26 protein-coding genes and 1 tRNA gene are annotated in these 23,280 nt (G+C 60.2%); 10 read left to right on the top strand and 17 right to left on the bottom strand.

Annotated features, from left to right (window positions below):
- Positions 1-32: 32 nt before the first annotated feature.
- The 8 genes from AC07NR_RS01730 to AC07NR_RS01695 all read right to left on the bottom strand — a co-directional run bounded on the left by AC07NR_RS01730 (position 33) and on the right by AC07NR_RS01695 (position 5,561).
- Positions 33-212: a type II toxin-antitoxin system HicA family toxin gene (locus tag AC07NR_RS01730; RefSeq protein WP_495077679.1), complete on the bottom strand. Its 180-nt coding sequence runs from the start codon at positions 210-212 to the stop codon at positions 33-35.
- A gap of 223 nt (positions 213-435) precedes the next feature.
- Positions 436-846: a PaaI family thioesterase gene (locus AC07NR_RS01725; RefSeq protein ID WP_495077678.1), complete on the bottom strand. Its 411-nt coding sequence runs from the start codon at positions 844-846 to the stop codon at positions 436-438.
- Between the two features lie 430 nt (positions 847-1,276).
- The gene (locus tag AC07NR_RS01720; RefSeq protein ID WP_265812062.1) at positions 1,277-1,444 is read right to left on the bottom strand and encodes a hypothetical protein; all 168 of its coding nucleotides are present in this window, start codon (positions 1,442-1,444) and stop codon (positions 1,277-1,279) included.
- Positions 1,445-1,680: 236 nt separating this feature from the next.
- Positions 1,681-1,754 (bottom strand) — tRNA-Gly (locus tag AC07NR_RS01715).
- Between the two features lie 169 nt (positions 1,755-1,923).
- Positions 1,924-2,811, bottom strand: a complete 888-nt coding sequence (locus AC07NR_RS01710; protein WP_265812061.1) for an alpha/beta fold hydrolase — start codon at positions 2,809-2,811, stop codon at positions 1,924-1,926.
- Between the two features lie 312 nt (positions 2,812-3,123).
- The gene (locus AC07NR_RS01705; RefSeq protein WP_495077677.1) at positions 3,124-3,816 is read right to left on the bottom strand and encodes a pseudouridine synthase; all 693 of its coding nucleotides are present in this window, start codon (positions 3,814-3,816) and stop codon (positions 3,124-3,126) included.
- A gap of 33 nt (positions 3,817-3,849) precedes the next feature.
- On the bottom strand, positions 3,850-4,068 hold the full coding sequence (locus AC07NR_RS01700; RefSeq protein WP_248742823.1) for a cysteine-rich CWC family protein: 219 nt from the start codon (positions 4,066-4,068) through the stop codon (positions 3,850-3,852).
- A 5-nt stretch (positions 4,069-4,073) separates the two neighbouring features.
- Positions 4,074-5,561, bottom strand: a complete 1,488-nt coding sequence (locus AC07NR_RS01695; protein ID WP_119428762.1) for a sensor domain-containing diguanylate cyclase — start codon at positions 5,559-5,561, stop codon at positions 4,074-4,076.
- A 207-nt stretch (positions 5,562-5,768) separates the two neighbouring features.
- On the opposite strand from AC07NR_RS01695, the gene AC07NR_RS01690 reads away from it, so the two are divergent.
- Together AC07NR_RS01690 and AC07NR_RS01685 are read left to right on the top strand one after the other, a co-directional pair.
- A complete protein-coding gene (locus AC07NR_RS01690) occupies positions 5,769-6,029 on the top strand; it encodes a hypothetical protein (RefSeq protein ID WP_248738045.1) in 261 nt (86 codons plus the stop codon).
- 178 nt (positions 6,030-6,207) lie between these two features.
- A complete protein-coding gene (locus AC07NR_RS01685) occupies positions 6,208-6,609 on the top strand; it encodes a hypothetical protein (protein ID WP_096819427.1) in 402 nt (133 codons plus the stop codon).
- Between the two features lie 51 nt (positions 6,610-6,660).
- On the opposite strand, the gene dspII is transcribed toward AC07NR_RS01685, so the two are convergent.
- Positions 6,661-7,773, bottom strand: coding sequence for an enoyl-CoA hydratase/isomerase DspII (gene dspII / locus AC07NR_RS01680; RefSeq protein WP_495077676.1), 1,113 nt, complete (start codon positions 7,771-7,773; stop codon positions 6,661-6,663).
- A 132-nt stretch (positions 7,774-7,905) separates the two neighbouring features.
- Here dspII and ung point away from each other — a divergent pair, with 132 nt between their 5' ends.
- The gene (ung, locus tag AC07NR_RS01675) at positions 7,906-8,601 is read left to right on the top strand and encodes a uracil-DNA glycosylase (RefSeq protein WP_085710669.1); all 696 of its coding nucleotides are present in this window, start codon (positions 7,906-7,908) and stop codon (positions 8,599-8,601) included.
- A 3-nt stretch (positions 8,602-8,604) separates the two neighbouring features.
- Here the strand turns inward: ung and AC07NR_RS01670 are convergent, their stop codons facing one another.
- From AC07NR_RS01670 to AC07NR_RS01650, 5 genes are read right to left on the bottom strand one after another with little or no spacing between them, the layout of a single operon-like run.
- On the bottom strand, positions 8,605-9,633 hold the full coding sequence (locus tag AC07NR_RS01670) for an AbrB family transcriptional regulator (protein ID WP_495077675.1): 1,029 nt from the start codon (positions 9,631-9,633) through the stop codon (positions 8,605-8,607).
- Positions 9,626-11,140: a tripartite tricarboxylate transporter permease gene (locus AC07NR_RS01665; RefSeq protein WP_085710226.1), complete on the bottom strand. Its 1,515-nt coding sequence runs from the start codon at positions 11,138-11,140 to the stop codon at positions 9,626-9,628. The genes AC07NR_RS01670 and AC07NR_RS01665 overlap by 8 nt, the downstream gene beginning before the upstream one ends.
- Position 11,141: 1 nt before the next feature.
- Complete coding sequence (locus tag AC07NR_RS01660) at positions 11,142-11,600, bottom strand: tripartite tricarboxylate transporter TctB family protein (protein WP_114886620.1); 459 nt, start codon at positions 11,598-11,600, stop codon at positions 11,142-11,144.
- 58 nt (positions 11,601-11,658) lie between these two features.
- Positions 11,659-12,636 carry a Bug family tripartite tricarboxylate transporter substrate binding protein gene (locus AC07NR_RS01655; protein ID WP_119428757.1) on the bottom strand — a complete coding sequence of 326 codons (978 nt, stop codon included), beginning with the start codon at positions 12,634-12,636 and terminating at the stop codon, positions 11,659-11,661.
- Positions 12,637-12,675: 39 nt separating this feature from the next.
- Entirely contained in the window at positions 12,676-13,968 is a 1,293-nt protein-coding gene (locus tag AC07NR_RS01650; protein ID WP_495077674.1) for an OprD family porin, read from the bottom strand.
- A 238-nt stretch (positions 13,969-14,206) separates the two neighbouring features.
- On the opposite strand from AC07NR_RS01650, the gene AC07NR_RS01645 reads away from it, so the two are divergent.
- Both AC07NR_RS01645 and AC07NR_RS01640 read left to right on the top strand, forming a co-directional pair.
- Complete coding sequence (locus AC07NR_RS01645) at positions 14,207-14,878, top strand: response regulator (protein WP_085710230.1); 672 nt, start codon at positions 14,207-14,209, stop codon at positions 14,876-14,878.
- Entirely contained in the window at positions 14,871-16,256 is a 1,386-nt protein-coding gene (locus AC07NR_RS01640; RefSeq protein ID WP_085729999.1) for a sensor histidine kinase, read from the top strand. Before AC07NR_RS01645 ends, AC07NR_RS01640 begins: the two co-directional genes overlap by 8 nt.
- A gap of 3 nt (positions 16,257-16,259) precedes the next feature.
- Here the strand turns inward: AC07NR_RS01640 and AC07NR_RS01635 are convergent, their stop codons facing one another.
- Together AC07NR_RS01635 and ygfZ are read right to left on the bottom strand one after the other, a co-directional pair.
- Complete coding sequence (locus AC07NR_RS01635) at positions 16,260-17,081, bottom strand: HDOD domain-containing protein (protein WP_114881789.1); 822 nt, start codon at positions 17,079-17,081, stop codon at positions 16,260-16,262.
- Positions 17,082-17,116: 35 nt separating this feature from the next.
- A complete protein-coding gene (gene ygfZ / locus AC07NR_RS01630) occupies positions 17,117-18,058 on the bottom strand; it encodes a CAF17-like 4Fe-4S cluster assembly/insertion protein YgfZ (protein ID WP_248738040.1) in 942 nt (313 codons plus the stop codon).
- A gap of 149 nt (positions 18,059-18,207) precedes the next feature.
- Between ygfZ and AC07NR_RS01625 the strand changes: the two genes are divergently transcribed.
- On the top strand, positions 18,208-18,462 hold the full coding sequence (locus AC07NR_RS01625) for an FAD assembly factor SdhE (RefSeq protein ID WP_065257636.1): 255 nt from the start codon (positions 18,208-18,210) through the stop codon (positions 18,460-18,462).
- Positions 18,446-18,898, top strand: coding sequence for a protein YgfX (locus AC07NR_RS01620; protein ID WP_495077673.1), 453 nt, complete (start codon positions 18,446-18,448; stop codon positions 18,896-18,898). The genes AC07NR_RS01625 and AC07NR_RS01620 overlap by 17 nt, the downstream gene beginning before the upstream one ends.
- Here AC07NR_RS01620 and nadB read toward each other — a convergent pair.
- Positions 18,867-20,483, bottom strand: a complete 1,617-nt coding sequence (nadB, locus tag AC07NR_RS01615) for an L-aspartate oxidase (RefSeq protein ID WP_085710235.1) — start codon at positions 20,481-20,483, stop codon at positions 18,867-18,869. The two genes, AC07NR_RS01620 and nadB, sit on opposite strands and share 32 nt — an antisense overlap.
- Positions 20,484-21,041: 558 nt before the next feature.
- On the opposite strand from nadB, the gene rpoE reads away from it, so the two are divergent.
- Genes rpoE through AC07NR_RS01600 form a run of 3 tightly spaced genes read left to right on the top strand, consistent with a single transcriptional unit; the run spans position 21,042 to position 23,213 of the window.
- On the top strand, positions 21,042-21,623 hold the full coding sequence (rpoE, locus tag AC07NR_RS01610; protein WP_003172477.1) for an RNA polymerase sigma factor RpoE/AlgU: 582 nt from the start codon (positions 21,042-21,044) through the stop codon (positions 21,621-21,623).
- Positions 21,624-21,654: 31 nt separating this feature from the next.
- The gene (locus tag AC07NR_RS01605) at positions 21,655-22,242 is read left to right on the top strand and encodes a sigma-E factor negative regulatory protein (protein ID WP_114881793.1); all 588 of its coding nucleotides are present in this window, start codon (positions 21,655-21,657) and stop codon (positions 22,240-22,242) included.
- 8 nt (positions 22,243-22,250) lie between these two features.
- Positions 22,251-23,213, top strand: a complete 963-nt coding sequence (locus tag AC07NR_RS01600; RefSeq protein ID WP_085710237.1) for a MucB/RseB C-terminal domain-containing protein — start codon at positions 22,251-22,253, stop codon at positions 23,211-23,213.
- Positions 23,214-23,280: the final 67 nt, after the last annotated feature.

Below are 23,280 nucleotides of genomic sequence, written 5' to 3'. Positions count from 1 at the left end.
GTCGTCCTCCACGGCGCAGTTGACCGAATGAGTCAAAGCAGCGCCTGTTGCAAAATGCTGATGGCCGTTTTCTTGAGCAGATCCTTCTTCGGGTGAGGCACTGTGACCAAACCAGGTTTGATCGGATGCTTGAAGTGATGATGACTGCCCCTGATGCGCACCAGATACCAACCGTCTGCGACGAGCTGGCCAATTAGAAAACGGCTGTTCACAACACCTCCTTGTGGTGTGCTTGGTGGGTACTATACCCACGATTTTTTAACGATCAACACTATAACCACCGAGCGGTCATCGTCCTTTGATGGAGCTGGTGTTCACGAAGGAGTCTAGGCGGGGATACTTCAGCGGGATGGGGAGTGTATTGCGGGCCGTTGCTGCGAAACGAAGCGGGCACAAAAAACCGGTCATCAAGACCGGTTGGATTCGGGTGGGGTACTACTGCGGCAAAGCGAACACTGCGCTGGCACGGGCAACCATTCGATTACCGACATGCAACCCGACAGTGGCAAACGCAAGTTGCCGTCCTTTCTTGGAGTGCTCAACGCGTACCTCGAGCCACTCATTGATCTGCACTGCGCTGAGATAGTCCAGGGTCATGCTCGCCGTGATCAATGGCAGGGGAGGGTCGCTGGAGAATGCCATGGCGTAACCCATGCCGACGTCCGCCAATGTCGCCAGGACCCCGCCATGCAACGTGCCCCGTCCATTGGCATGTCGTGAGTCTGTCCGCAGACCGATTTCAAGTTGCAAGCCGCTGCCTCTGGTATAGATCGGGCCAAGCAAGTCGAGCAGCGGACTGCTGCGGGTCAGCAGAGTGAAACCCTCGGGAATAGCAGTGTCGTTCATGGTCAATCCCTGTGCCGGTTGGTTACCAGCTTCTTTGGCCTGAATACGGAGCGTTGCTTATGAGGGTTTAAACCTGACTTCGCCGTCGGAGAAGGATCATACGTATGCGGAATTTGCAGCGATAAGCTGATCACGATGGAGCAGTAAGGGCAGCAGCCCCATGGTTCGTGCTGAACCACAAAGCCCCACAACCCGAGACTGAGCGGAAAAAGCACAGCTACGCACATCCATTAGGTGAGCGTTGGACGGAAGAAGCGTGGCGGACGGCGTCGGTGCAGCCGCTCATCGAAGAGAATACATCCCAAGCCGCTGAGTAATGTGAGACCTCCGCCAACAATGTCAGATGTACACCAGAGCACGTAAAACACGTCAACGGCAGAATGAAAAAGCCCGGCACTTGGCCGGGCAGTTTTGGAATCCACTAACGTAATCAGGCTTGCTTTTCACGTGCAGCCAGCATCACTTCATTCTGTTTTTTGGTGGCTTCGGTCAGCACTTCACTGTAAACGCGCTTCTTTTCTTCCGATTTCGCATTACGAATGAAGTCTGCGAATGGACTCGTGTACTCCTTTTGGGGGCCGGGTTTCATGGAAAACATGGGGTTACTCCGTGATTTATCCCAAGCATAGCTATTAGGTCATTTCTCGTATGCTTCTCTGGAGCCTAAACATAAGGAGAAATAGCGCATCTGCAATCAACGGTGTGTTTCTGAATTGTTCTTTGCCGAACAGGCAGTTGACCTCAAAACGCAGACACAAAAAAACCGGCCATCAAGGCCGGTTTTTTCTGTTTGCGCATCCCCCGTCAAACCTCGACGCAGGACATGAATTCGATTGGAGCGGGTGAAGGGAATCGAACCCTCGTTATCAGCTTGGGAAGCTGGAGTAATGCCATTATACGACACCCGCTCAGAGCGGCTGACTTTGTACCAGACTCGGCCACGGATTTGAAGTTTTCTTTGCGTGTGGCGAGCGGAAAAGCCTGAATCAGAGCCGGATCGGTCAATCGCGGGCAAGCGCTGCGGGCTGTAGGACGGCTTTATCCCGGACCCGCAGGCTTGCTCGCGACGACACTGTTTCAAACGGCCAATGCATGGTGATCCTGAGTAAACGGGTGACGCGTTCGGCTGATAGGCTGCTGTGCAGGTTTCAGGAAGCCGAGCAGGGCGTTCTGGCTGTCCCGGCAAGCGGACTTGTGTTCCATGTCGAGGAAGTGCCCGGTGGCCTGCAGGGTGGTGAAGGTGCTTTGCGCCACGTGGTTGCCAAACAGCCGGGCGTCTTCGGCGGCGGTGTATTCGTCCCATTCACCGTTCATGAACAGCACCGGCACGTTGATCTTCTTCGCCGCGTTCAGGTAGCACTGGCGATCACTGTTCAGCACGTTGCTGATGTGAAAGTGCATCTGCCCGTATTCGTGCTCGGCGAGGCTGCTGACGTGGCGATAGTTGAAGCGTTTGAACAGCGACGGCAGGTGTTTGCCGATGGTGTTGTTGACCAGATGGCCGACCCGGTCGCCGTCGCGTTTGCCGAGGCATTCGACGCCGCGCTCCAAGTAATCGAGCATGTGCGCGTTGACCACCGGAGAGAACGAGCTGATCACGGCTTTTTCGATGCGCCGGGGCTGGTGCGCGAGAGCGACCATGGTCGCGGCGCCGCCCCAGGAAAATGACAGCACATGTTCGGCGGCGAAGTGGTCGATCAGCTCCAGCAGGATCAGACCTTCGACTTCTTTCGTCAGATGTTTCTCGTGGCGATTGTGGACTTTCGACCTGCCCGCGTAGGGCTGGTCGTAGCAAACCACGTTGAATTGCGGGTGCAGATTTTTCACGGTCTGTGCAAACGACGCAGTCGTGGCCATCGAGCCGTTGACCAGAATAATGGTCTTTTCCGCGGCGTCTGCGCGATAGAACTCCGTGTAAACCCGATACTGACCCTGTATATCCAGCACAGCGATTTCTGGCCTCATGTCATAAGACTCCTGGCAAGCGGGTATGCGCGCAAATAGAGATTGCACGAGCTTTGTGACAGGTAGGCATACGCCTGGAATTTTGGAGCCCATGTCGATCCGGAACGGCAGGTCGACGGGTATTGTTATTGGCGGGCAATCTGCCGGCTGAGGCGGAGCCCTGAGGGCTCTCTACCGGCAAAAGGTTTCTTAGAAGTTATATGTGACTCATCGGTCACAATTTGGCCGACGTCCTGATTCAAGCAGGGGGATCCGGATCGCGCAAGTGCCGTTGGTAAATTGTTCGACAACTTCTGCTGAGCGGTCGGCGGCTTAGAACAAATGGATCTCTTCGGTGCGCAGGGCGCGGTATTCGCCCGGTTTTAGCGCGTTATCCAGGCGCAGCAGGCCCATGGATTCGCGGTGCAGGCGCAGCACCTTGTTGTTGAAGTGGCCGAACATGCGCTTCACCTGATGGTAGCGACCCTCGACGATGCTCAGCCGTGCCGTTCGCGGGCCGAGCACTTCCAGCTGCGCCGGTTGGGTGGTCAGGTCCTCGAAGGCGAAGTAGATCCCCTCGGAAAACTTGACCGCATATTCCGGGCCGATCTCCTGTTCGGTCTCGACGTAATAGACCTTTGGCAGTTTGGTCTGCGGCTGGGTCAGGCGCCGGGACCAGGTGCCGTCGTTGGTGATCAGCATCAGGCCGGTGGTGTTGAAATCCAGGCGCCCGGCAATGTGCAGGTCTTCCTTGCCCGGCTCATGAATCAGGTCGAGCACGGTTGGATGCTCGGGATCGCGTGTGGCGCTGACGCAGCCCTGCGGTTTGTACAACATGAAATAGCGCGCCGGTTTCCCCGTTTGCAGCACTTCGTCGTCGACTTCGACGCGGCTGAATTCCAGGACTTCGCTGTGGGGATCGCTGACGACTTTTCCGTCAATGCGCACGCGCTTTTCCACCAGCAACAGGCGAACCTGCTTGCGGTTGTAGCGGGGCAGGTTACTGAGGAAACGGTCGACACGCATGATCAGGAATCGGCAGGAGGCGGGGCGCGCATCTTACGGGATCGATGGCTTTGCCGCTTGCAGTTGCGCCTCGACCCGGGCGCAACGCGGGCACAGGCAGGACTTGTCGCGCAGTTCCGCGGGCAGGGCTTCGAGCACCGCCGGGTCAATCGACACGCCGTAGCACCAGCAGGCGCGGTCGGCGGTGCGCGGGTCGGCCAGGGTGCAGTCGTTGCGGGCGCCGCAGGCCGGGCAGAGGTCAGGTTTGTTCATGGGGCTCAGGCATAGGTCGATTGATGCATTTCCACGCAGATGCGATTGCGGCCGGTCTGTTTCGCCCGGTACATCGCATGATCGGCCCGGGACAGCAGGCTGTGCAAGGTGTCATCCCGTTGCAGGGTGGTAGCGCCGATGCTGACCGTCAGATTCAGGGTGTGACCGTTGTAGGCATATTCATGCTGTTCGACATGCTGGCGGATCTTCTCGGCAATCTTCTGACCGGTCTCGCCGTCGGTGTCCTTCAGCAGAACGATAAATTCCTCACCGCCCCAACGACAGACGATGTCGGAATGGCGCAGGCAGCTTTGCAGGTCCCGGGCGAAACCGATCAGCACCTGATCGCCGGCCATGTGTCCGTAGGTATCGTTCAACACCTTGAAGTGATCCAGATCCAGCAGCAGCGCCGTCAGCGGTTTCGGCTCGCGATGGGCTTCGTGCAGGGCTTGTACGGCAAGCAGATCGAAGCCCCGGCGGTTGGGCAGTTCGGTGAGGCTGTCGAGGGTGGCCTGGGCGTGGATCTTGTCCTGATAGCGTTTGATCAAACGATTGACCAGCGCCAGCACGATCAACGTCACCAGCAGGCAGATCAGCAGATTGAGGTACAGCGACTGGCGAATCTCGCTCAGTGCACCGTCTTCGCGTTTATCGACGAACAGGTACCAGTTCAGCTCCGGAATAAACCGCACGTTGAGGAAATGTCCCTGGCCGTGGGCGGAATATTCGTAGCTGCCGCTGTGGGGCTTGGGTAACTGGCTGACCAGACCTTTCATGCTGTCGAGATCCGTCAGGCTTTTCCCGACCCGCGCACCTTCCGGCCCGCCTTCGGCGCCGGTCAGTACCAGTCGGCCGAAAGTGTCGACGAAATAAACGCTGCGTTGATAACGCTGCTGATACTTGTCGATCAGCTTAATCACCGCGTCCACCGTCAGTCCCACGCCAGCGGCGCCGATGAAGCGATCGTTGTAATCGAAGACCTTGTAGTTGATGAAAAAGGTCATGTTGTCTTTGTTGGCCAGGTCCGGGTCGACGTTGATCTCGTAGGGATCTTTCATGTCGCGCACGCGGAAGTACCAGGCATCGCGTGGCTCGTCGATCTTCACCTGCTTGAGCACACCCTTGGCGTGGTAGTAGGTGTGGCTGCTGTTGGAGACGAAGAACGCGGTGTAGGCACCGTAGTGAGTCATGACCTCGTCGAGGTAGCGGGTCATCTGGTCACTGTCTTTCTCGCCGTTCACCACCCAGTCGCGCATGAAGGTGTCGCGAGACATCATCGAGGAAATAAGGATCGGTCTGACAAGGTCTTTCTGGATTTCCGAATAGACGGTGTCGGAAGTCAGCGGCAGTTCGGTGTTGACGATGTTGTCGCGGATCGAGGCCCGCGAGGCGTAGTAGCTGAGCAGCGAGGTGGCGAGGAAGCCTGCGCCGAGGAGGGCGACCAGCGTCAATACCAGCGAACGTTGGGAGTAAAACGCAGATCTGAGCGGCATTGGCAGTTCCGTTGACGGTGGCCCGATGGCAGCATTCTAGTGGCAGTAGCGGGGAAAAGGTTGCGGCATATTTGCCTGAAATGAGCAGCCTGTTGCGCCGCTGATCCGACGGGCGATGGAAGCTGGCACTCGGTAGCGGTTAGCCAGTCAAATCTGTTGTCAGCCGGTCTGTGCCGACTGCTGTCACAGGTCTTCCAGGAGGCCGTCATGAGTACTGCAAAATTGCTGCGTCGGGTGCTGCTGGGAGCAGTGCTCGGTCTGGGGCTGTCCGGCTGTTATTACTACGGTGGCGGCTACGATGTTTACTCCCCGCCTTACTACTATCCCGGCTACTACTCGCCCTATTACTACGGTGGATATTACGGCCCGCGCTACTACGGTGGCGGCCGCTATTACTACGGCGGCTATGGCTATCGCGGCTACGGAAGGGGTTATCACGGCGGTGGATACCATGGTGGTCATCACTAATCAGCGGCTGAATGGCGGCGTTTGCGGATGAACAAGATTTCATGAATCACTTGTTTCAAGTTGTTACTGAAACGCACCAGATTCAGAAAACGCTGTCAGATATTTCGTCAGTCGCCGAATGAAAGACTGACGCCTGCCAGCGTCGCTGGTGTGGCTACCCGCGGTCCAGGAGGCCGCCATGTATCGCCGAATTCTTCTGCTTGCCGTGATGCTTTTTTCGATTGGCGGTTGCGTCCCTTACTCCTACGGAGATGGCTACTACACCTCAGAGGTCTACACCTCCCAGTCTCCTTCGTACTACAACAGCGGTGGCACTTATTACAGCGGCGGCAGCACCTATTACTCGGCCCCGCGTTACTACCAGCCAGCACCACGCTATTACCAACCGGCGCCACGTTATTACTCGGCGCCCCGGTACTACCAACCGGCCCCGCGCTACTACGAGAGCCGCCGCTGGCACGGCGATGATCGCGGACGCTGGGATGGCCACCGTCGTGGTGGCTGGGACGATCACCGCGGTCGTGGCGACTATGACCGTCACAGCGGACGCGGCGATCACTGGCGCGGTAACCGCTGGTAACCAACCGCAAAAAAGCGGCGCATTGAGCGCCGCTTTTTTTATGCCCGGATTTCAGTAACTGGAGAGATCCGCCAACGGATGCCTTCCCTCCCAGACCTTGTGAAAGTGCGCCTCGACCACCGCGTCCGGCACCCGGGTGATGTCCGGCCAATGCCAGTGCGGTTTGTGATCCTTGTCGATCAATCGCGCCCGAACACCTTCGCTGAACTCCGGATGCCGGCAGCAATTGAGGCTCAGGGTGTATTCCATCTGAAAGACTTCAGCCAGCGACAAGTGGCGGGCGCGGACGATCTGTTCCCAGACCAGATGCGCGGTCAGTGGTGAACCTTCGCTCATGGTTTTCGCCGCCCGGGCAATCAACAGGTCGTTGCTGTCCCGTTGCAGGCTGATGGCTTTCCAGGCACAGGTCACGTCGCTGACATCCAGCAGATCATCGATTGCCTGACGACGCGGCAGCCATTGCGCCTCAGGCATTTGCGCCGCAGCTTCCTGCTGCAAGGCCTTGAGCAGACTGTTGAGCTGCATGGCGGTCTGTTCCTGCCAGTTCAGCTGCAGCAGGCCATCGATCAGTTCCTGCTGCTGTTCGTCGAGCAGGAAACGGTCGGCCAGATCCAGGTCCAGCGCGTCACGACCGTTCATGTGCGCGCCGGTCAGGCCGAGGAACAAACCGAGCTTGCCCGGCAGGCGCGACAGGAACCAACTGGCACCGACATCCGGGTACAGGCCGATACTGATTTCCGGCATCGCCAATCGGCTGCTCGGCGTGACGATCCGGATGTGCGCACCTTGCAAGAGGCCCATGCCGCCGCCGAGCACATAGCCATGACCCCAGCAGATCAAAGGTTTCGGGTAGGTGTGCAGGCTGTAGTCAAGACGGTATTCCGCGCTGAAAAACTGCGCGGCCAGCGGCGGTACTTCGCCGGGATGGGCGCGGCAGGCTTCCACCAGGCTACGCACTTCGCCGCCGGCACAGAAGGCCTTGGCGCCGTTGCCGCGCAGCAACACACAGACGATTTGCGGATCCTTGGCCCAGGCGTTCAGTCTGTCGCTCAGGGCGTGGATCATCGGCAGGGACAGCGCGTTGAGCGACTTTTCGGTATCCAGAGTGGCCACGCCGATGCGCGCGCCGTCGGTGCCGGTCAGTTCTTCGAAGTGCAGATTCATCGTGACCTCGATCGGGAATTTGAACGATCAGTATGATCGCTGTGTGGGAAAGTGCCGGATCTGCGTCAGATCAATTGACAAGCGTGGTTGGCTTTCCTAGGGTTCGCCCCATTGTTTTTGCCGGGTATGACCATGACTGCTGACGACCGTATCAAACTCGAACCGAGCTGGAAGGAGGCACTGCGTGCTGAGTTCGACCAGCCCTATATGGCAGAGTTGCGCAATTTTCTGCAGCAGGAGCGGGCGGCCGGCAAGGAAATCTATCCGCCGGGACCGCTGATTTTCAATGCGTTGAACTCGACGCCGCTGGACAAGGTAAAAGTGGTCATTCTCGGCCAGGACCCGTACCACGGCCCGGGCCAGGCCCACGGCTTGTGCTTCTCGGTGCAACCGGGCGTGCCGGCGCCGCCGTCGCTGGTCAACATCTACAAAGAGTTGAAACGCGACCTGAACATCGACATCCCCAACCACGGCTACCTGCAGAGCTGGGCCGATCAGGGGGTGCTGATGCTCAACACCACCATGACCGTCGAGCGCGCCAACGCCAATGCGCACAAGGACAAGGGCTGGCAGTTTTTCACTGACCGGATCATCGAAGTGGTCAGCCAGCGGCAGCCGCATCTGGTGTTCATGCTCTGGGGCTCTCATGCCCAGAGCAAGCAGAAGCTGATCGATGCCACCAAGCATCTGGTACTGACCTCGGTGCATCCGTCGCCGCTGTCAGCCTATCGCGGCTTCCTCGGCTGCGGGCACTTCAGCCGCACCAACAAGTTCCTGGAGCAGAACGGCGAAGCGCCGATCGAGTGGCGCCTGCCGTCGGTGGTCTGAAACTCAGGGCTGGCGGTTCCAGTATTTGAACAACGGTTCCGCCAGAAACAACACGAACAACAGCCGCATCACCTGCATCGCCGTCACCAGCGGCACCGACAGTTGCAGGGTTTCCGCCGTCAGGCTCATCTCGGCGATCCCGCCGGGCATCATGCCCAGGGTCAGCGAACGCAGATCCAGATGGGTTATTGCGCTCAGTCCCAACGCCGCCAATGTGGCGATCAACATGGTCAGCGCCGTGCCGATCAACGTGCGCCCCATGAACGACGGCGCACGTCGGAAGAACTGCCGGTTGAAGTGACAGCCCAGTCCGCTGCCGATCAGCCACTGACCAATCTGGCTGCCGCCGTTGGGCAGACCGATATGCAGATCCCAGCCGATGCTCACCGCCGCGCTGACCAGCAGAGGCCCGAACAGCCACGGATTGGGTTGACGCAGACGTTGCCAGAGCCACGCGAGCAAGCCGCCCGCCGGAAAAAGAATCGCCAGCCAGCGCCAGTCGACGCTGCCAGCGTGAGAAATCGGGGCGCCATCGCCCAGCAGATATTTGAATGCCGCCGGCACACACAGCACCACCACCAGCACCCGCAGACTCTGCCCGGCCGCGACATGGCTGAGCATCGCGCCGTTGCGTGCGCCGAGGTTGACCATCTCGCCGGAGCCGCCAGGCATGCTGGAGAAAAACGCCGTGGCGCGATCCTCGCCGGTGCGGCGCATCAGCCACACGCCGACTACGGCCGACAGGCTGGTGACCAGAGCCCCGAAGAAGATCAGTCCGAAGTGGCTCAGCACCTGCTCCATCACCAGCGGGGTGAAGTGCAGGCCGATGCCGATCCCGACGATCCACTGGCCGCACTTGCGGCCGCCAGGGATTTCGGTGAGTTGCCACGGGGTCAGGCAGCGCACCAGGATGATCGCCAGCAACGAGCCGACCATCCACGGCAGCGGCCAGCCGATCTGGCTGGCGATGAAACCGCCAAGCAGACCGACCAGCGGGGTTCCCCACCAGGTTTTGAAGGACCGATCAAACATCGGCGATGGCGCGCCGGGCGACCGAACGTTTGCGCCAGATACGCAGCAACGGCATCAGCAACATGATCGCGGTCAGTACCCAGACGCCGAAGGTGATCGGGCTCGACCAGAGGATTTCCAGTGCACCGTTGGAGATCGACAGCGCACGACGCAGGTTCTGCTCCATCAGGCCACCGAGGATGAACCCCAGCAGGACCGGCGACAGCGGGAAATCGAGCTTGCGCAGGATGTAGCCGAAGATGCCGATGCCGACCATCAGGAACAGGTCGAACGTGGTCGCGTGCACGGCGTAGACGCCGATCCCGGTAATGATCGCGATCACCGGTACCAGCGCCCAGTTCGGCACGGCGAGGATGCGGGTGAAGATGCGGATCATCGGGATGTTCAGGATCACCAGCATGATGTTGGCGATGAACAGCGACGCGATCAGGCCCCAGACGATGTCCGGTTGTTGCTGGAACAGCAGCGGGCCCGGGGTGATGTTGTACAGCGACAGCGCGCCGATCATCACCGCCGTGGTGCCCGAACCCGGAACACCGAGGGTCAGCATCGGCACCAGCGCGCCGCAGGCGGATGCGCCGATGGCGGTTTCCGGGGCGGCGAGACCGCGCTTGTCACCTTCACCGAATTTGCCGTCGGCACCGGCGATGCGTTTCTCGGTCATGTAGGCCACGGCACTGGCCAGGGTCGCGCCGGCGCCCGGCAATACGCCCATGATGAAACCGAGCAGGCCGCAACGGATGTTCACCACGAACACCGACGCCGCTTCCTTGAAGTTGAACATCATCCGCCCGGTGGCTTTCACCGCTTCCTGGCCGCGATGGGTTTTCTCCAGCAGCAGAAGGATTTCGCTGATCGAGAACAGGCCCAGCACCAGTACCACGAACTGAATGCCGTCGGTCAGGTGAATATTGTCGCCGGTAAAACGGTACACGCCGCTGTTGGCGTCGATGCCGACGCTGGACAGGAACAGACCGATCAACGCCGCAATGAACGTCTTCAGTGGTCGGTCACCGGCCATGCCGCCGAGGCAGACAATCGCGAACACCATCAGTACGAAGTATTCCGCCGGCCCGAAGGCAATCGCCCATTTCGCCAGCAGCGGGGCGAACAGCACCATGCCGCAGGTGGCGATGAATGCACCGATGAACGAGCTCCACGCCGACAGCGACAACGCGACCCCGGCCAGACCCTGGCGGGCCATCGGGTAGCCGTCGAGGGTGGTCATCACGGTGGAGGCTTCGCCGGGAATGTTCAGCAGGATCGAACTGATCCGGCCGCCGTATTCGCAGCCCAGGTACACCGCCGCCAGCAGGATCAGCGCCGACTCCGGCGGCAGACCGAGGGCGAAGGCGATCGGAATCAGCAGTGCCACACCATTGATCGGGCCCAGGCCCGGCAACAGGCCAACCACGGTGCCGATCAGCGTACCGGTCAGCGCCGTGACCAGGTTGTACGGGCTCAGCGCGACGCCGAAGCCCTGTCCCAAATATCCGAGCGTATCCATATCAGTTCTCCAGAACGTCGAGCAGGCCGAGGGGCAGCGGTACGTCCATCAGACGGTCGAACAGCAGGTACAGACCGATGGCCATCAGCGTGGTCACCACGATGCTGGGCAACCAGCGGCCGCCGTACAGGCGCGCCATCGGGATGCCGATCAGGCAACTGCTGAGGATGAAACCCAGCGGCTCGAACAGACCGGCGAACACCAGCAGCAACAGCACGCAGATGCTGATCTTGGTCAGGGTTTCGCGGTCCAGCGGCGGCTCGTCTTCACTGTGTTTGATCGGTGCCGGGCGAAACACCATGTACAGCAGCGCCAGGCTCATCAGGCCAAGCATCAGCAGAGGAAACGCCCGCGGGCCGACCGGCTCGTAGGAAAACGCAGCCTGATAAGGCCAGGCCATCAGTGCCAGACCGGCACAGGCCAGCAGCAACACCGAGGCAAAAATGCGTTGAATCAGCATGAGGAACTCCTGGGCCATGACCTCGATGCGCGAGGCCATGGCCGCTAGACAGAGACGATCACTGGATCAGGCCGAACTCTTTGGCCAGCACTTTGTAATCCGCGACTTGCTTCTTCACGTAGGTGTCCAGCTCCGGGCCGGTCATGGCGAACGGGAACAGTTCACGCTGATCGCGCAGCTTGGCGAACTCGTCGGAGGCCAGCAGTTTGTCGAAGGCACCTTTCCACCAGGCGTAGTCTTCATCGCTGACTTTCGGCCCGAGGTAGAAACCGCGAACCACCGGCCAGACGATGTCGTAGCCTTGCTCGCGAGCGGTCGGGATGCCTTTCATTTCCGGCTCGTCCAGACGGTTTTCGGCGAACACGGCCAGCAGGCGCATGTCACCGCTCTGGATGTGCGGCATGGAGTCGGAGATGTCGGTGCTGCCGACCTGAATGTGGCCGCCGAGCAGGGCGGTGGCGATCTCGCCGCCACCTTCGAGGGCAACGTAACGCAGGTCGCGCGGGTTGATCCCGGCGGCTTTGGCGATCAGTGCGGTCTGCATCCAGTCCTGGCTGCCGACGGTGCCGCCGGAACCGATGACCACGGCACTCGGATCTTTCTTCAGTGCCTGAACGAGATCATCGAGGGTTTTGTAGGGCGAATCGCTTTTCACCGCGATGGCACCATAGCTGGTGCCGACGGCCGCCAGCCAGCGCACGTTGGTTTCATCGAAACGGCCGAACTTGCCTTGCGCCAGGTTCAACAGCGAACCGCTGGACCACGCCACCAGCGTACCGGCGTCCGCCGGGCGCTGCGCCACGACGGCGTTGTACGCCACCGCGCCGACACCGCCGGGCATGTAGGTCACGCGCATCGGTTTGGTCAGCAGTTTTTCGTTGACCAGCGCGCTTTGCGCCAGTTTGCAGGTCAGGTCGAAACCGCCGCCGGGGGAGGCCGGGGCGATGCATTCCGGACGTTTCGGTTCAGCCATCAGTTGACCGGCGAACAGCATGACGCCAGCGGCCAGAGCGACTTTACGCAGTGATAAGTTCATCTATGTCTCCTTGGGAGTTGTTGTTATGGACGTACTGAATTACCAAAGGGCAACGCTATAGCTCACCAGCAGACGCACTTCATCGGCATCGCGAGCGGAGTAGTTGGAACGGTAAGTGGCATTACGCAAACGCACGGCAACGTCCTTCAGGGCGCCGCTTTGTACTACATATTTGATCTCGGTGTTGCGCTCCCACTCTTTGCCTTCGTCACCGTTCTTGAGCTTGATGTTGTCACCGCTCAAGTAGCGGCTCATGAAGCTCAGGCCGGGGATGCCGAGTCTGGCGAAGTCGAAGTCGTAGCGTGCCTGCCAGGAGCGTTCTTCGGCGCCGGCGAAGTCGTTGATCTGCACGAAGTTGACCAGGTACGGGTCGCTGCCATCGACATACGGGAACGCGCTGTCGCCGGACATGTGCTGATAACCGGCAGTGAACTTGTGACCGCTCAGGGCGTAACTGACCAGACCGTTGAGGGAGCGGTTGTCGATCTTGCCGCCACGGGCTGCGCCCTGATCGTCACTGACGGCGAAGCGCAGGTCGGTGGCGAAAGTGCCCGGGCCCATCGGCCGCGACGCGACCAGTCCGAAGAAGTGCTGGTTGTAGACGTCGTCGAGTTGGGCGAAGTGGTAGCTGCCGGTGATCTTGTCGGTGAACTTGTAGTCCACGCCGGCAAAGTCGAAGTGCTTGCCGGCGACGGTGCCGGCGAAACGGCCGTTCTTGTTGTTGAGGGCAATGTCCTCGAAATCGGTGCTGTCGCGGTCCTTGGCCTTGTCCAGGCGCCCGCCGGTGAAGGTCAGGTTCTTGATCTCTTTGGAGGTCAGCAAGCCGCCTTCGAAAGTCTGCGGCAGGATGCGCCCGTCGTTCGGCTTGAGGATCGGCAGTTCCGGAATCAGGCTGCCGATTTTCAGTTCGGTGGCGGAGATCTTCACTTTGCCGGTCAGGCCGACCTTGGAGTATTCGTTTGCCGCGCGCCCGTCATCGTGGGTCGGCAGCAGGCCGGTGCCGGTGCGGTCCGGGCTCGAATCGAGCTTGACCCCCAACATCCCCAGCGCATCGACACCGAACCCCACGGTGCCGTCGGTATAACCCGATTGCAGATTGAGCATGAAACCCTGGGCCCACTCGTCGCGCTTGGACTGCTGGGCACTGGTGCCGTCGCGGAAGTCGCGGTTGAAATACATGTTGCGGGTTTCGAAGGTGGCGGAGCTGTCTTCGATGAAGTCGGCGTAGCTCATCGGTGCAAAACCGGCGAGGGCGGCGGCACTGGCAAGGGCGGTGTGGCTGAAACGGGAAGGACGGACAGGCGTAGGAGCCTTGGTCTGCAAGGACTGCATGCGGGGTGTACTCCGTTTATTGTTCTTATTGGTCGAAAACGCTTCGAGGCGTTTTTCGTATCGCTGTGTGGCAGCAGCGACGGAAGCCGAAACATTCCGTAACCCGACTCTATCGGCCAAACCTTTCGCTAACCTTTCAGCGGGTTTTAACGCGTTTTCGGGCTTCACAGCGGCGGTTGCGGCTGTAAACTCCGCGGCAAAGAATGGCGCCGGCCATCCCTGAATGAGGTAGAGATCCATGCGTGTTCTGCTCGTCGAAGACCATCTGCAACTGGCCGAAAGCGTCGCCCAGGCGCTCAAGAGCACCGGTCTGACCGTGGACGTGCTGCACGATGGCGTGGCCGCCGACCTGGCGCTGGGCAGCGAGGAATACGCGATGGCGATTCTCGATGTCGGCCTGCCGCGCATGGACGGATTCGAAGTGCTGGCGCGCCTGCGGGCTCGGGGCAAGAACCTGCCGGTGCTGATGCTGACGGCCCGCAGCGACGTCAAGGATCGGGTTCACGGACTCAATCTCGGCGCCGACGATTATCTGGCCAAGCCGTTTGAATTGACGGAGCTGGAGGCTCGGGTCAAAGCCCTGTTGCGTCGCAGCGTGCTCGGCGGCGAACGCATCCAGCGCTGTGGCGTATTGGCCTATGACCTGGAGACCCGGCGCTTCACCCTCGGCGAAGAACTCCTGACACTGACGTCCCGTGAGCAAGCAGTGCTTGAGGCATTGATCGCGCGCCCGGGGCGGGTGATGAGCAAGGAGCAACTGGCGTCGCAAGTATTCGGGCTCGACGAAGAAGCCAGCCCCGACGCCATCGAAATCTACGTGCATCGCTTGCGCAAGAAACTCGACGGTCATGCAGTGGCCATCGTGACCTTCCGAGGCCTGGGCTACCTGCTGGAAAGCCGCGATGCATAAGCCCAGCAGTCTGCGCTGGCGGTTACTGTGGAACCTCGCGCTGCTGCTGGTGGTGTTGATGCTGGCCAGCGGCCTGAGTGCTTACTGGAACGGTCGCGAAGCCGCCGACACCGCTTATGACCGCACCTTGCTGGCGTCGGCCCGAACCATCGCTGCCGGCCTTTCGCAGCGGGACGGCAGCCTCAGTGCCGACGTGCCTTACGTGGCCCTCGACACCTTCGCCTACGACAGCGCGGGACGCATCTATTACCAGGTCAACGACATTCACCAGAAGCTGATTTCCGGTTACGAAAACCTGCCGGGCCCGCCGCCGGGAACGCCGAGAACCGACAGCTATCCGGCACTCGCGCGCTTTTACAACGCCACCTATCAGGGCCAGAACGTGCGCGTCGTCAGTCTGTTGAAAGCCGTGACCGAGCCGAACATGAACGGCATGGCGGAAATCCGCGTCGCCGAAACCGACGAAGCACGCGTCAGCATGGCCCGCAGTCTGGCGGCCGACACCTTGTTGCGGCTGGGCATGTTGGCAATCGGCGCATTGCTGCTGGTGTGGTTTGCGGTCAGCGCGGCATTGCGTCCGATCGAGCGTTTGCGCACCGCGGTGGAAGAGCGTCAGCCGGATGATCTGCGACCCTTGCCGTTGGTGGAGGTGCAGCACGAATTGTGGCCGTTGGTGCGGGCGCTCAATCACTTCACCGAGCGTCTGCGCGGGCAGTTCGAGCGGCAGGCGCAATTCATCGCCGATGCGGCCCACGAACTGCGCACGCCGCTGGCGGCGCTCAAAGCGCGTCTTGAGTTGGGCCTGCGCTCAAGCGAGCCGCAAACCTGGCGCGACACGCTGGAATCATCGGCGCAAAGCACCGATCGCCTGACCCATCTGGCCAACCAGTTGCTGTCACTGGCCCGGGTGGAAAACGGCGCCCGGGCGATTGCCGAGGGCGGCGCGCAGTTGCTCGATCTGAGCCAGTTGGCCCGGGAGCTGGGCATGGCCATGGCGCCGCTGGCTCATGCGCGCGGCGTGGCGTTGGCACTGGAAGCGGACGAACCGGTCTGGCTGCGTGGCGAGCCGACGTTGCTCAACGAGCTGCTGAGCAATCTGGTGGACAACGCGCTGGCGCACACTCCGTCGGGGGGCAACGTGATTCTGCGAGTGAAGTCGCCGGCGGTGCTGGAGGTTGAAGACGACGGACCGGGCATTCCCCAGGATGAGCGTGACCGGGTGTTCGAGCGCTTCTACCGGCGCAATCAGCAGGTCGCCGGTTCCGGGCTGGGTCTGGCAATTGTCGGGGAAATCTGCCGCGCGCATCTGGCGCAGATCACGCTGCATGATGGCGAGCAGGCGGGGTTGAAGGTGCGGGTGAGTTTTATTGCGGGTTGAGACTCAGTAAAACATCGACCGCGATTCTTCCAGATCCGCGCACAACACCTTGTTGTCGATGTCGATCCCGAGCTTGCGAAAGGCCGGAACGCTGAGCGGGTCGATCCGGGCGAGGGGATGATCGCTGTCCTTGTGGCAATACAGGCTGGCCACTTGCACCAGATCCACGTAATCGACCTGGGGCGATTCGCGTTTCAGGTCCTGATACAGCCCCGGCAACTCCACGAGGCGCTCCGGGAATTCCCAGACCCGCAGCAACTTGTCGCCGATCAGCGGATGAATGTGGTCGATCACATGATTGAGGCTGACGGGATCGGACAGCAGCTCGTAATGATCTTCGGCATAGGTCAGGATCGGCAGCACGCCGATCTGATGCACCAGTCCACCCAGTGCAGCCTGATCGGGCTTGAGCTGGGTGTAGCGACGGCACAGGGCGTAGCTGACCCCGGCGATTTCCAGACTCTTGCGCCAGACTTCGCGCATTTTCTGTTCCACCACCTCGGAGCGGGCGTGGAAGATCTGTTCCATCACCAGACCGATCGCCAGGTTACTGCTGTAGTTGACGCCCAGCCGGGTGATCGCGGTGTGCAGGTCGGTGACTTCCTGGGTGGCGCGCAGCAGCGGGCTGTTGACCACTTTGATCAGGCGCGCCGACAGCGCCGTGTCACGGCCGATCACTTTGCTCAGGTCGCTGACGCTGATATCCGGGTCTTCGGCGGCCTTGCGAATCTGCAAGGCCACTTCCGGTAACGTTGGCAGAACCAGGTCATCGTTATCGATGGCCTCAACCAAATCCTGTTGGACCTTATCCGCCAGATCACTCATGTCATTTCTCTAGGGTGTTGCAACAAATGCTGCGATCAACGCTGGATTTCGCGGTCGCGATCCAGTTCGTAAGGCAGGTCGAGCAAGTGCAGCGCCGGACCTTCGGCCGTGCCCAGATGCAAATCGCCTGCGTCGGCAGCTTCGGCCTGCAACACCGCCAGCAGTTCAATATTTTTCTCGGCGCGGGCGGCCAGCACCACTTCGCCGATGGAACTGCCGTGGCTCGGGGCGAACAGCGGGGTGCCCGGCTCCGGCAATTCACTGGCGTCCAGTTGCACGCGGTACAGGCGACGCTTGAGCTTGCCCAGGTACTGCATGCGCGCAACGATTTCCTGGCCGGTGTAGCAGCCTTTCTTGAAGCTCACGCCGCCGACCGCTTGCAGATTGAGCATCTGCGGGATGAACAGTTCGCGGGTGCTCGGCATGACCTGGCCGATACCGGCACGGATCTGGCCCAGCAGCCATTGATTGAGTTCGGCTTCGGTCAATTGCGCAGACAGCTTGCCTTTGATGGCGTCGGCCTGATCGGCCGGCGTCCAGAGTTCGGCACGGTCGGGGGAGACGCGAATCGCGATCAGCCCTTCGTGGCGAACCACGCTGTCGGTGTCCGCCGGCAGTTCCAGACCCAGGTTGCTCAGGGCTGCGTCCCCATGCTCCAGACCGAAGCGCACCCATGAGGCACTTTCGTCGGTCAGTTTCGATTTGGAAAACACCGCGTACTTTTTCAGGTCCGCCAGTTGCGGCTCCAACAACTCGCCGGCCATCGCCAGCAGCACGCCGTCACCTTCAAGCACGATGCGGAAACTAGACTGCATCCGGCCTTTCTGCGTGCAACGGGCGCCGAGGCTGGCCCGGTCGTCACTCAGGTAATTGATATTGCAGGTCAACTGGCCTTGCAGGAATTTGCCGGCATCCGCGCCGCGAACCGCGAGAACGCCTTCATGAGACAGGGTGCAGAAAAAAGCAGAATCGGCCATGGGTCATCGCAGGGTAAATAGACTGGGGCACATCATAAGGGGGTGGTGTTGAAATGGGTAGTTCATAAAGGATCGGTGGTGCCCGACCAAAGCCGACTGTTCGACCCGTCTCGGGCCTGTATACTTGCGGCCTATTTGAGGAGCGCTCCATGGTCGAACAAGTTGAACTGAATCGCCTCTTTTGGCACAGCCGTCGCGGCATGCTTGAGCTTGACGTGTTGCTGGTGCCGTTCGTGAAAGAGGTCTACTCGAATCTGAACGAGGTGGACCGTGCGCTGTATGTCCGCCTGCTGGAGTGCGAGGATCAGGATATGTTCGGCTGGTTCATGGAACGCAGCGAGTCCGAAGATCCGGAGCTGCAACGCATGGTTCGCATGATTCTGGATCGTGTCCAGCCCAAGTAACACGTTCGAATGCCGCTGGCAGGCCTCACGGCAGTTGCTGGCGGCGTATCTCCTGGCCCAGGCGTTCGCCCTGTGCGCTTTGTTTCTGCTTGTCATCCCTTTCTGGGTCAGTCTGCTCGGTGGTGTCGCCTGCCTGATCCATGCCGCGTGGGTGTTGCCCCGCCAGATTCTGCTGAGTCATCCCAAGGCATTCTGCGGATTGCGTCGTGACGCCGATGGCTGGCAATTGTGGAGTCGGGCCGATGGCTGGCAGCCGGCGCAGTTGCGCCCGGACAGCCTGGCGCTGCCATTGATTGTGTTTTTGCGCTTTCGATTGCGTGGGGAGTGGCGGGTCAGGTCGATCTGCGTGCCCCGGGATGCGCAGGCGGCGGATCTGCACCGACGCCTGCGTGTGCGGCTCAAGTTCAGCCGGCGTAGGTGGGCGGCACCAGAATAGTGTCGAGGGCCTCGGGCAGCAGATCCGGGTAGTCGAGGGTGTAATGCAGGCCTCGGCTCTCCTTGCGCTCCATGGCCGAGCGGATCATCAGTTCCGCTACTTGTGCCAGGTTGCGCAACTCGATCAGGTCGCGGCTGACCTTATAGTTGCTGTAGAACTCGTCGATTTCGTCCAGCAGCAGGCGCACGCGGTGCTGTGCCCGCTGCAGGCGCTTGTTGGTGCGCACGATGCCAACGTAGTCCCACATGAAGCGCCGCAGCTCGTCCCAGTTGTGCGCGATGATCACATCTTCGTCGGAATCGGTCACCTGGCTCGCATCCCAGGCGGGCAGGGCGCGGGGAATGGCGATGTCGGACAGTTGCTCGAGAATGTCAGCCGCCGCCGAACGGGCATAAACGAAGCACTCCAGCAGCGAGTTGCTGGCCATGCGGTTGGCGCCGTGCAGGCCGGTGAAGCTGGTTTCGCCGATGGCGTACAGTCCGGGCACGTCTGTGCGACCCTGTTGGTCGACCATGACGCCACCGCAGGTGTAGTGCGCCGCCGGGACGACCGGGATCGGCTGCTTGGTGATATCGATGCCGAATCCGAGGCAGCGCTCGTAGACGGTCGGAAAGTGCGATTTGATGAAGGCTTCGGGCTTGTGGCTGATGTCGAGATAGACGCAGTCGACACCCAGACGCTTCATCTCATGGTCGATGGCCCGGGCGACGATGTCCCGTGGTGCCAGTTCGGCGCGCGGGTCGAAACGCTGCATGAAGCGTTCGCCGTTGGGCAGCTTCAAATGTGCGCCTTCACCGCGCAGGGCTTCGGTCACCAGGAAGCTCTTGGCCTGCGGGTGATAGAGGCAGGTGGGGTGGAACTGATTGAATTCCAGGTTCGCTACCCGGCAACCCGAACGCCAGGCCATGGCGATACCGTCGCCGCAGGCGCCGTCAGGGTTGCTGGTATAGAGGTAGACCTTGGCGGCGCCGCCGGAAGCCAGAATCACGAATCGGGCGCCATAGGTGTCGACTTCGCCGGTCTTGCGATTGAGCACGTAGGCACCGAGGCAGCGGTCGCCGTCCAGGCCCAGGCGTCGTTCGGTGATCAGGTCCACCGCGACGCGCTGTTCCAGCAACTCGATGTTCGGGCGTTCTTTTGCCTGGGCGAGCAAGGTTGTGAAGATCGCGGCGCCAGTGGCATCGGCGGCGTGGATGATGCGACGGTGGCTGTGGCCGCCTTCGCGGGTGAGGTGAAACTCGAAGCCGCCATCTTCCGTGCCGGATTGTTCATCACGGGTGAACGGCACGCCTTGGTCGATCAGCCACTGGATAGCCTCTTTGCTGTGCTCGACGGTGAAACGTACCGCATCTTCATGGCACAGGCCGCCGCCGGCATTGAGGGTGTCATCGACGTGGGATTCGACGGTGTCTGTGTCGTCCAGCACGGCTGCCACGCCACCCTGGGCCCAATAAGTCGAACCGTTGGCGAGATCGCCCTTGCTCAGTACGGCGATGCGCAAGTGACCGGGCAGGGTCAGCGCGAGACTCAAACCGGCAGCGCCGCTGCCAATCACCAGAACATCGTGTTGAAACTGTTGGCTCATTTCAGGATTCCGCTCAATGCGACCCGGGTCGGGGTTGGCGCAAGACAGGCGGATGGGCGAGTCGAGACAGCCACACAGCCCACTAGTATATAGAGGGGTGGGGCGGCACAATAGCCGGGTGAATATGGCATTGTGAAACTACTGTGACGATGAAATGCCGACGCTTTGTCGGAAGTTTTTTCCGCCGGTTTTGGGAAAAAGCGACTGTATCGCAGATGAAACATGCTTTTTCCGCTCACGGTTGCCCAATGTCGGCGTGGCCGGTCTATAAATATTTGGAACTTTTGCCAGAGGCCCAAGATCAATAGACAGTTGCCCGAAACAAGGGACAGTGTCGGCTTCAATGCGGAACCTGCGGTTGGGTTCTAGCCGGCGAGCCGATGAAAAGATTATTCGCGCAGCCGGTTTATCCCGCGCTGCGTTTTTCGTGCGTGCCAAATCAGAGCCCGCAGGAAACTTGCTTGGAGGGGGAGAACTTTTGCGAAAAGCCCGAGTCTATGTTTGCAAGTCCGGTCGTTTAGCCATGCAAGCTTCCTCCGAGTTTATCGAGGAGTGTTCATGCTAACCCAGGAAGAGGATCAGCAGCTGGTCGAGCGCGTTCAGCGCGGTGACAAGCGAGCTTTCGATCTGCTCGTGTTGAAGTATCAACACAAAATTCTCGGGTTGATCGTGCGTTTCGTGCACGACACCCATGAAGCCCAGGATGTTGCTCAAGAAGCCTTTATCAAGGCTTACCGGGCACTAGGAAATTTTCGCGGAGACAGTGCGTTTTATACGTGGCTTTACCGCATCGCCATCAACACGGCGAAAAACTATCTGGTTTCACGCGGCCGCCGGCCGCCGGATAGCGATGTCAGTTCCGAAGATGCAGAGTTCTATGACGGCGATCATGGCCTGAAGGATCTCGAGTCTCCTGAACGCGCATTGCTGCGGGATGAGATCGAAGGCACCGTCCATCGAACCATTCAGCAACTGCCAGAAGATTTGCGCACGGCATTAACTTTGCGCGAATTCGACGGTCTGAGTTACGAGGACATCGCGAGCGTCATGCAATGTCCGGTTGGTACCGTGCGCTCCCGGATTTTCCGCGCCCGGGAGGCCATCGATAAAGCCCTGCAGCCGTTGTTGCAGGAAAACTAAAGACAGCGGCGACAGCCAAGAGAGGAACGCCATGAGTCGGGAAGCCCTGCAGGAATCGCTGTCCGCAGTGATGGATAACGAAGCGGACGAACTGGAATTGCGTCGAGTGCTCAACGCACTGGATGATGTTGAAACCCGCGAAACCTGGGCTCGCTACCAGATCGCTCGGGCAGCCATGCACAAGGATTTGCTGCTCCCACGCCTGGATCTCGCTGCGGCAGTGTCTGCTGCGCTGGAAGATGAAGCCACTCCAGCCAAAGTGTCCCGCGGTCCATGGCGCAGCCTGGGTCGTCTGGCCGTTGCAGCCTCGGTGACCGTTGCCGTTCTGGCAGGCGTTCGTCTGTATAACCATGACGAAATTGCAGGTGTCGAACTGGCGCAGCAGTCCAATCAGCCAGCGCTGGCGACTCCGCAGGTCAAGGGGCCGGCGGTACTGGCAGGCTACAATGAGAGTTCTGAAGCCACGGGTCCTATGGCCAATGGTGTGCTGCAAGGCCAGCCAGGCTGGCACGATCAGCGTTTGCCGGGTTACCTGCGTCAACATGCTCAGCAAGCTGCGCTGAAAGGTACTGAAAGCGCACTGCCTTATGCACGAGCAGCCAGTCTGGAAAACCGTTAAGGAGGATCATGCGCGCCATACCTCTACTTTCGCTTCTGCTCAGTGGCTGGTTCATTGTTCCAGCCCACGCCGATGAGGCCCAGGATTGGCTGACGCGCCTGGGCCAGGCCGAGCAGCAGCAAAGCTTCCACGGCACATTCGTTTACGAGCGTAACGGTAGTTTTTCTACCCACAGCATCTGGCATCGCGTCCAGAACGGGCAGGTTCGCGAGCGCTTGCTCCAGCTCGACGGTTCGGCACAGGAAGTCGTGCGCATTGATGGGCATACTCAATGCGTCAGCGGCACCCTGATTGCGGGGCTGGGAGATTCTCCAAACTCTGCCGCTCGTCCACTCGATCCACAGAAGCTGAAGAATTGGTATGAGCTTGCCGTGATCGGCAAGTCGCGTGTGGCCGGGCGTGATGCGGTAATCGTATCGCTGACGCCACGGGATCAGTATCGCTACGGATTTGAACTGCACCTGGACAAGGAAACGGGATTGCCGCTCAAGTCGTTGCTGCTCAACGACAAGGGCCAATTGCTCGAGCGCTTCCAGTTCACTCGACTGGATACTGCCGAGGTTCCATCCGACAAGGATCTTCAGGCAGCCTCCGACTGCAAGCCTGTCAACCTCGACAGTGACAAGGCTTCTGCCGTCAAGACCGCACAGGTCTGGCGATCCGACTGGTTGCCGCCCGGCTTTGAACTCACCAGCAGTTCCTCACACAAAGATCCTGACACCAAGACCCAGGTCAACAGCCTGCTGTATGACGATGGTCTGGCGCGTTTCTCGGTGTTCCTGGAACCACTGAACGGTGCCGTCGTCACGGATACACGGACTCAGCTGGGGCCAACGGTTGCCGTATCCCGCCGTTTGACTACGCCTCAGGGCGAGATGATGGTGACGGTGGTCGGCGAAATTCCAATCGGTACTGCCGAGCGGATTGCCTTGTCGATACGCAACGATGGCGCTGCAACCAGCAAGCAGTGAGCTGATTTCAGCAGTTTCCACTTCGTGTTCGAGACATGAAATGTTTGCTGAGCATTTTCATTTGCAA

This window comes from Pseudomonas sp. GW821-FHT09C09, from assembly GCF_059418105.1.
This window is presented reverse-complemented; position numbering and strand designations above follow the sequence as displayed.

Bases quoted from the DNA above. Each gene is read 5' to 3' on its own strand.
- AC07NR_RS01725 (WP_495077678.1), bottom strand. From the start codon at position 846: ATGAACGACACTGCTATTCCCGAGGGTTTCACTCTGCTGACCCGCAGC.
- AC07NR_RS01720 (WP_265812062.1), bottom strand. From the start codon at position 1,444: ATGTTTTCCATGAAACCCGGCCCCCAAAAGGAGTACACGAGTCCATTC.
- AC07NR_RS01710 (WP_265812061.1), bottom strand. From the start codon at position 2,811: ATGAGGCCAGAAATCGCTGTGCTGGATATACAGGGTCAGTATCGGGTT.
- AC07NR_RS01705 (WP_495077677.1), bottom strand. From the start codon at position 3,816: ATGCGTGTCGACCGTTTCCTCAGTAACCTGCCCCGCTACAACCGCAAG.
- AC07NR_RS01700 (WP_248742823.1), bottom strand. From the start codon at position 4,068: ATGAACAAACCTGACCTCTGCCCGGCCTGCGGCGCCCGCAACGACTGC.
- AC07NR_RS01695 (WP_119428762.1), bottom strand. From the start codon at position 5,561: ATGCCGCTCAGATCTGCGTTTTACTCCCAACGTTCGCTGGTATTGACG.
- AC07NR_RS01690 (WP_248738045.1), top strand. From the start codon at position 5,769: ATGAGTACTGCAAAATTGCTGCGTCGGGTGCTGCTGGGAGCAGTGCTC.
- AC07NR_RS01685 (WP_096819427.1), top strand. From the start codon at position 6,208: ATGTATCGCCGAATTCTTCTGCTTGCCGTGATGCTTTTTTCGATTGGC.
- dspII (WP_495077676.1), bottom strand. From the start codon at position 7,773: ATGAATCTGCACTTCGAAGAACTGACCGGCACCGACGGCGCGCGCATC.
- ung (WP_085710669.1), top strand. From the start codon at position 7,906: ATGACTGCTGACGACCGTATCAAACTCGAACCGAGCTGGAAGGAGGCA.
- AC07NR_RS01670 (WP_495077675.1), bottom strand. From the start codon at position 9,633: ATGTTTGATCGGTCCTTCAAAACCTGGTGGGGAACCCCGCTGGTCGGT.
- AC07NR_RS01665 (WP_085710226.1), bottom strand. From the start codon at position 11,140: ATGGATACGCTCGGATATTTGGGACAGGGCTTCGGCGTCGCGCTGAGC.
- AC07NR_RS01660 (WP_114886620.1), bottom strand. From the start codon at position 11,600: ATGCTGATTCAACGCATTTTTGCCTCGGTGTTGCTGCTGGCCTGTGCC.
- AC07NR_RS01655 (WP_119428757.1), bottom strand. From the start codon at position 12,636: ATGAACTTATCACTGCGTAAAGTCGCTCTGGCCGCTGGCGTCATGCTG.
- AC07NR_RS01650 (WP_495077674.1), bottom strand. From the start codon at position 13,968: ATGCAGTCCTTGCAGACCAAGGCTCCTACGCCTGTCCGTCCTTCCCGT.
- AC07NR_RS01645 (WP_085710230.1), top strand. From the start codon at position 14,207: ATGCGTGTTCTGCTCGTCGAAGACCATCTGCAACTGGCCGAAAGCGTC.
- AC07NR_RS01640 (WP_085729999.1), top strand. From the start codon at position 14,871: ATGCATAAGCCCAGCAGTCTGCGCTGGCGGTTACTGTGGAACCTCGCG.
- AC07NR_RS01635 (WP_114881789.1), bottom strand. From the start codon at position 17,081: ATGAGTGATCTGGCGGATAAGGTCCAACAGGATTTGGTTGAGGCCATC.
- ygfZ (WP_248738040.1), bottom strand. From the start codon at position 18,058: ATGGCCGATTCTGCTTTTTTCTGCACCCTGTCTCATGAAGGCGTTCTC.
- AC07NR_RS01625 (WP_065257636.1), top strand. From the start codon at position 18,208: ATGGTCGAACAAGTTGAACTGAATCGCCTCTTTTGGCACAGCCGTCGC.
- nadB (WP_085710235.1), bottom strand. From the start codon at position 20,483: ATGAGCCAACAGTTTCAACACGATGTTCTGGTGATTGGCAGCGGCGCT.
- rpoE (WP_003172477.1), top strand. From the start codon at position 21,042: ATGCTAACCCAGGAAGAGGATCAGCAGCTGGTCGAGCGCGTTCAGCGC.
- AC07NR_RS01605 (WP_114881793.1), top strand. From the start codon at position 21,655: ATGAGTCGGGAAGCCCTGCAGGAATCGCTGTCCGCAGTGATGGATAAC.
- AC07NR_RS01600 (WP_085710237.1), top strand. From the start codon at position 22,251: ATGCGCGCCATACCTCTACTTTCGCTTCTGCTCAGTGGCTGGTTCATT.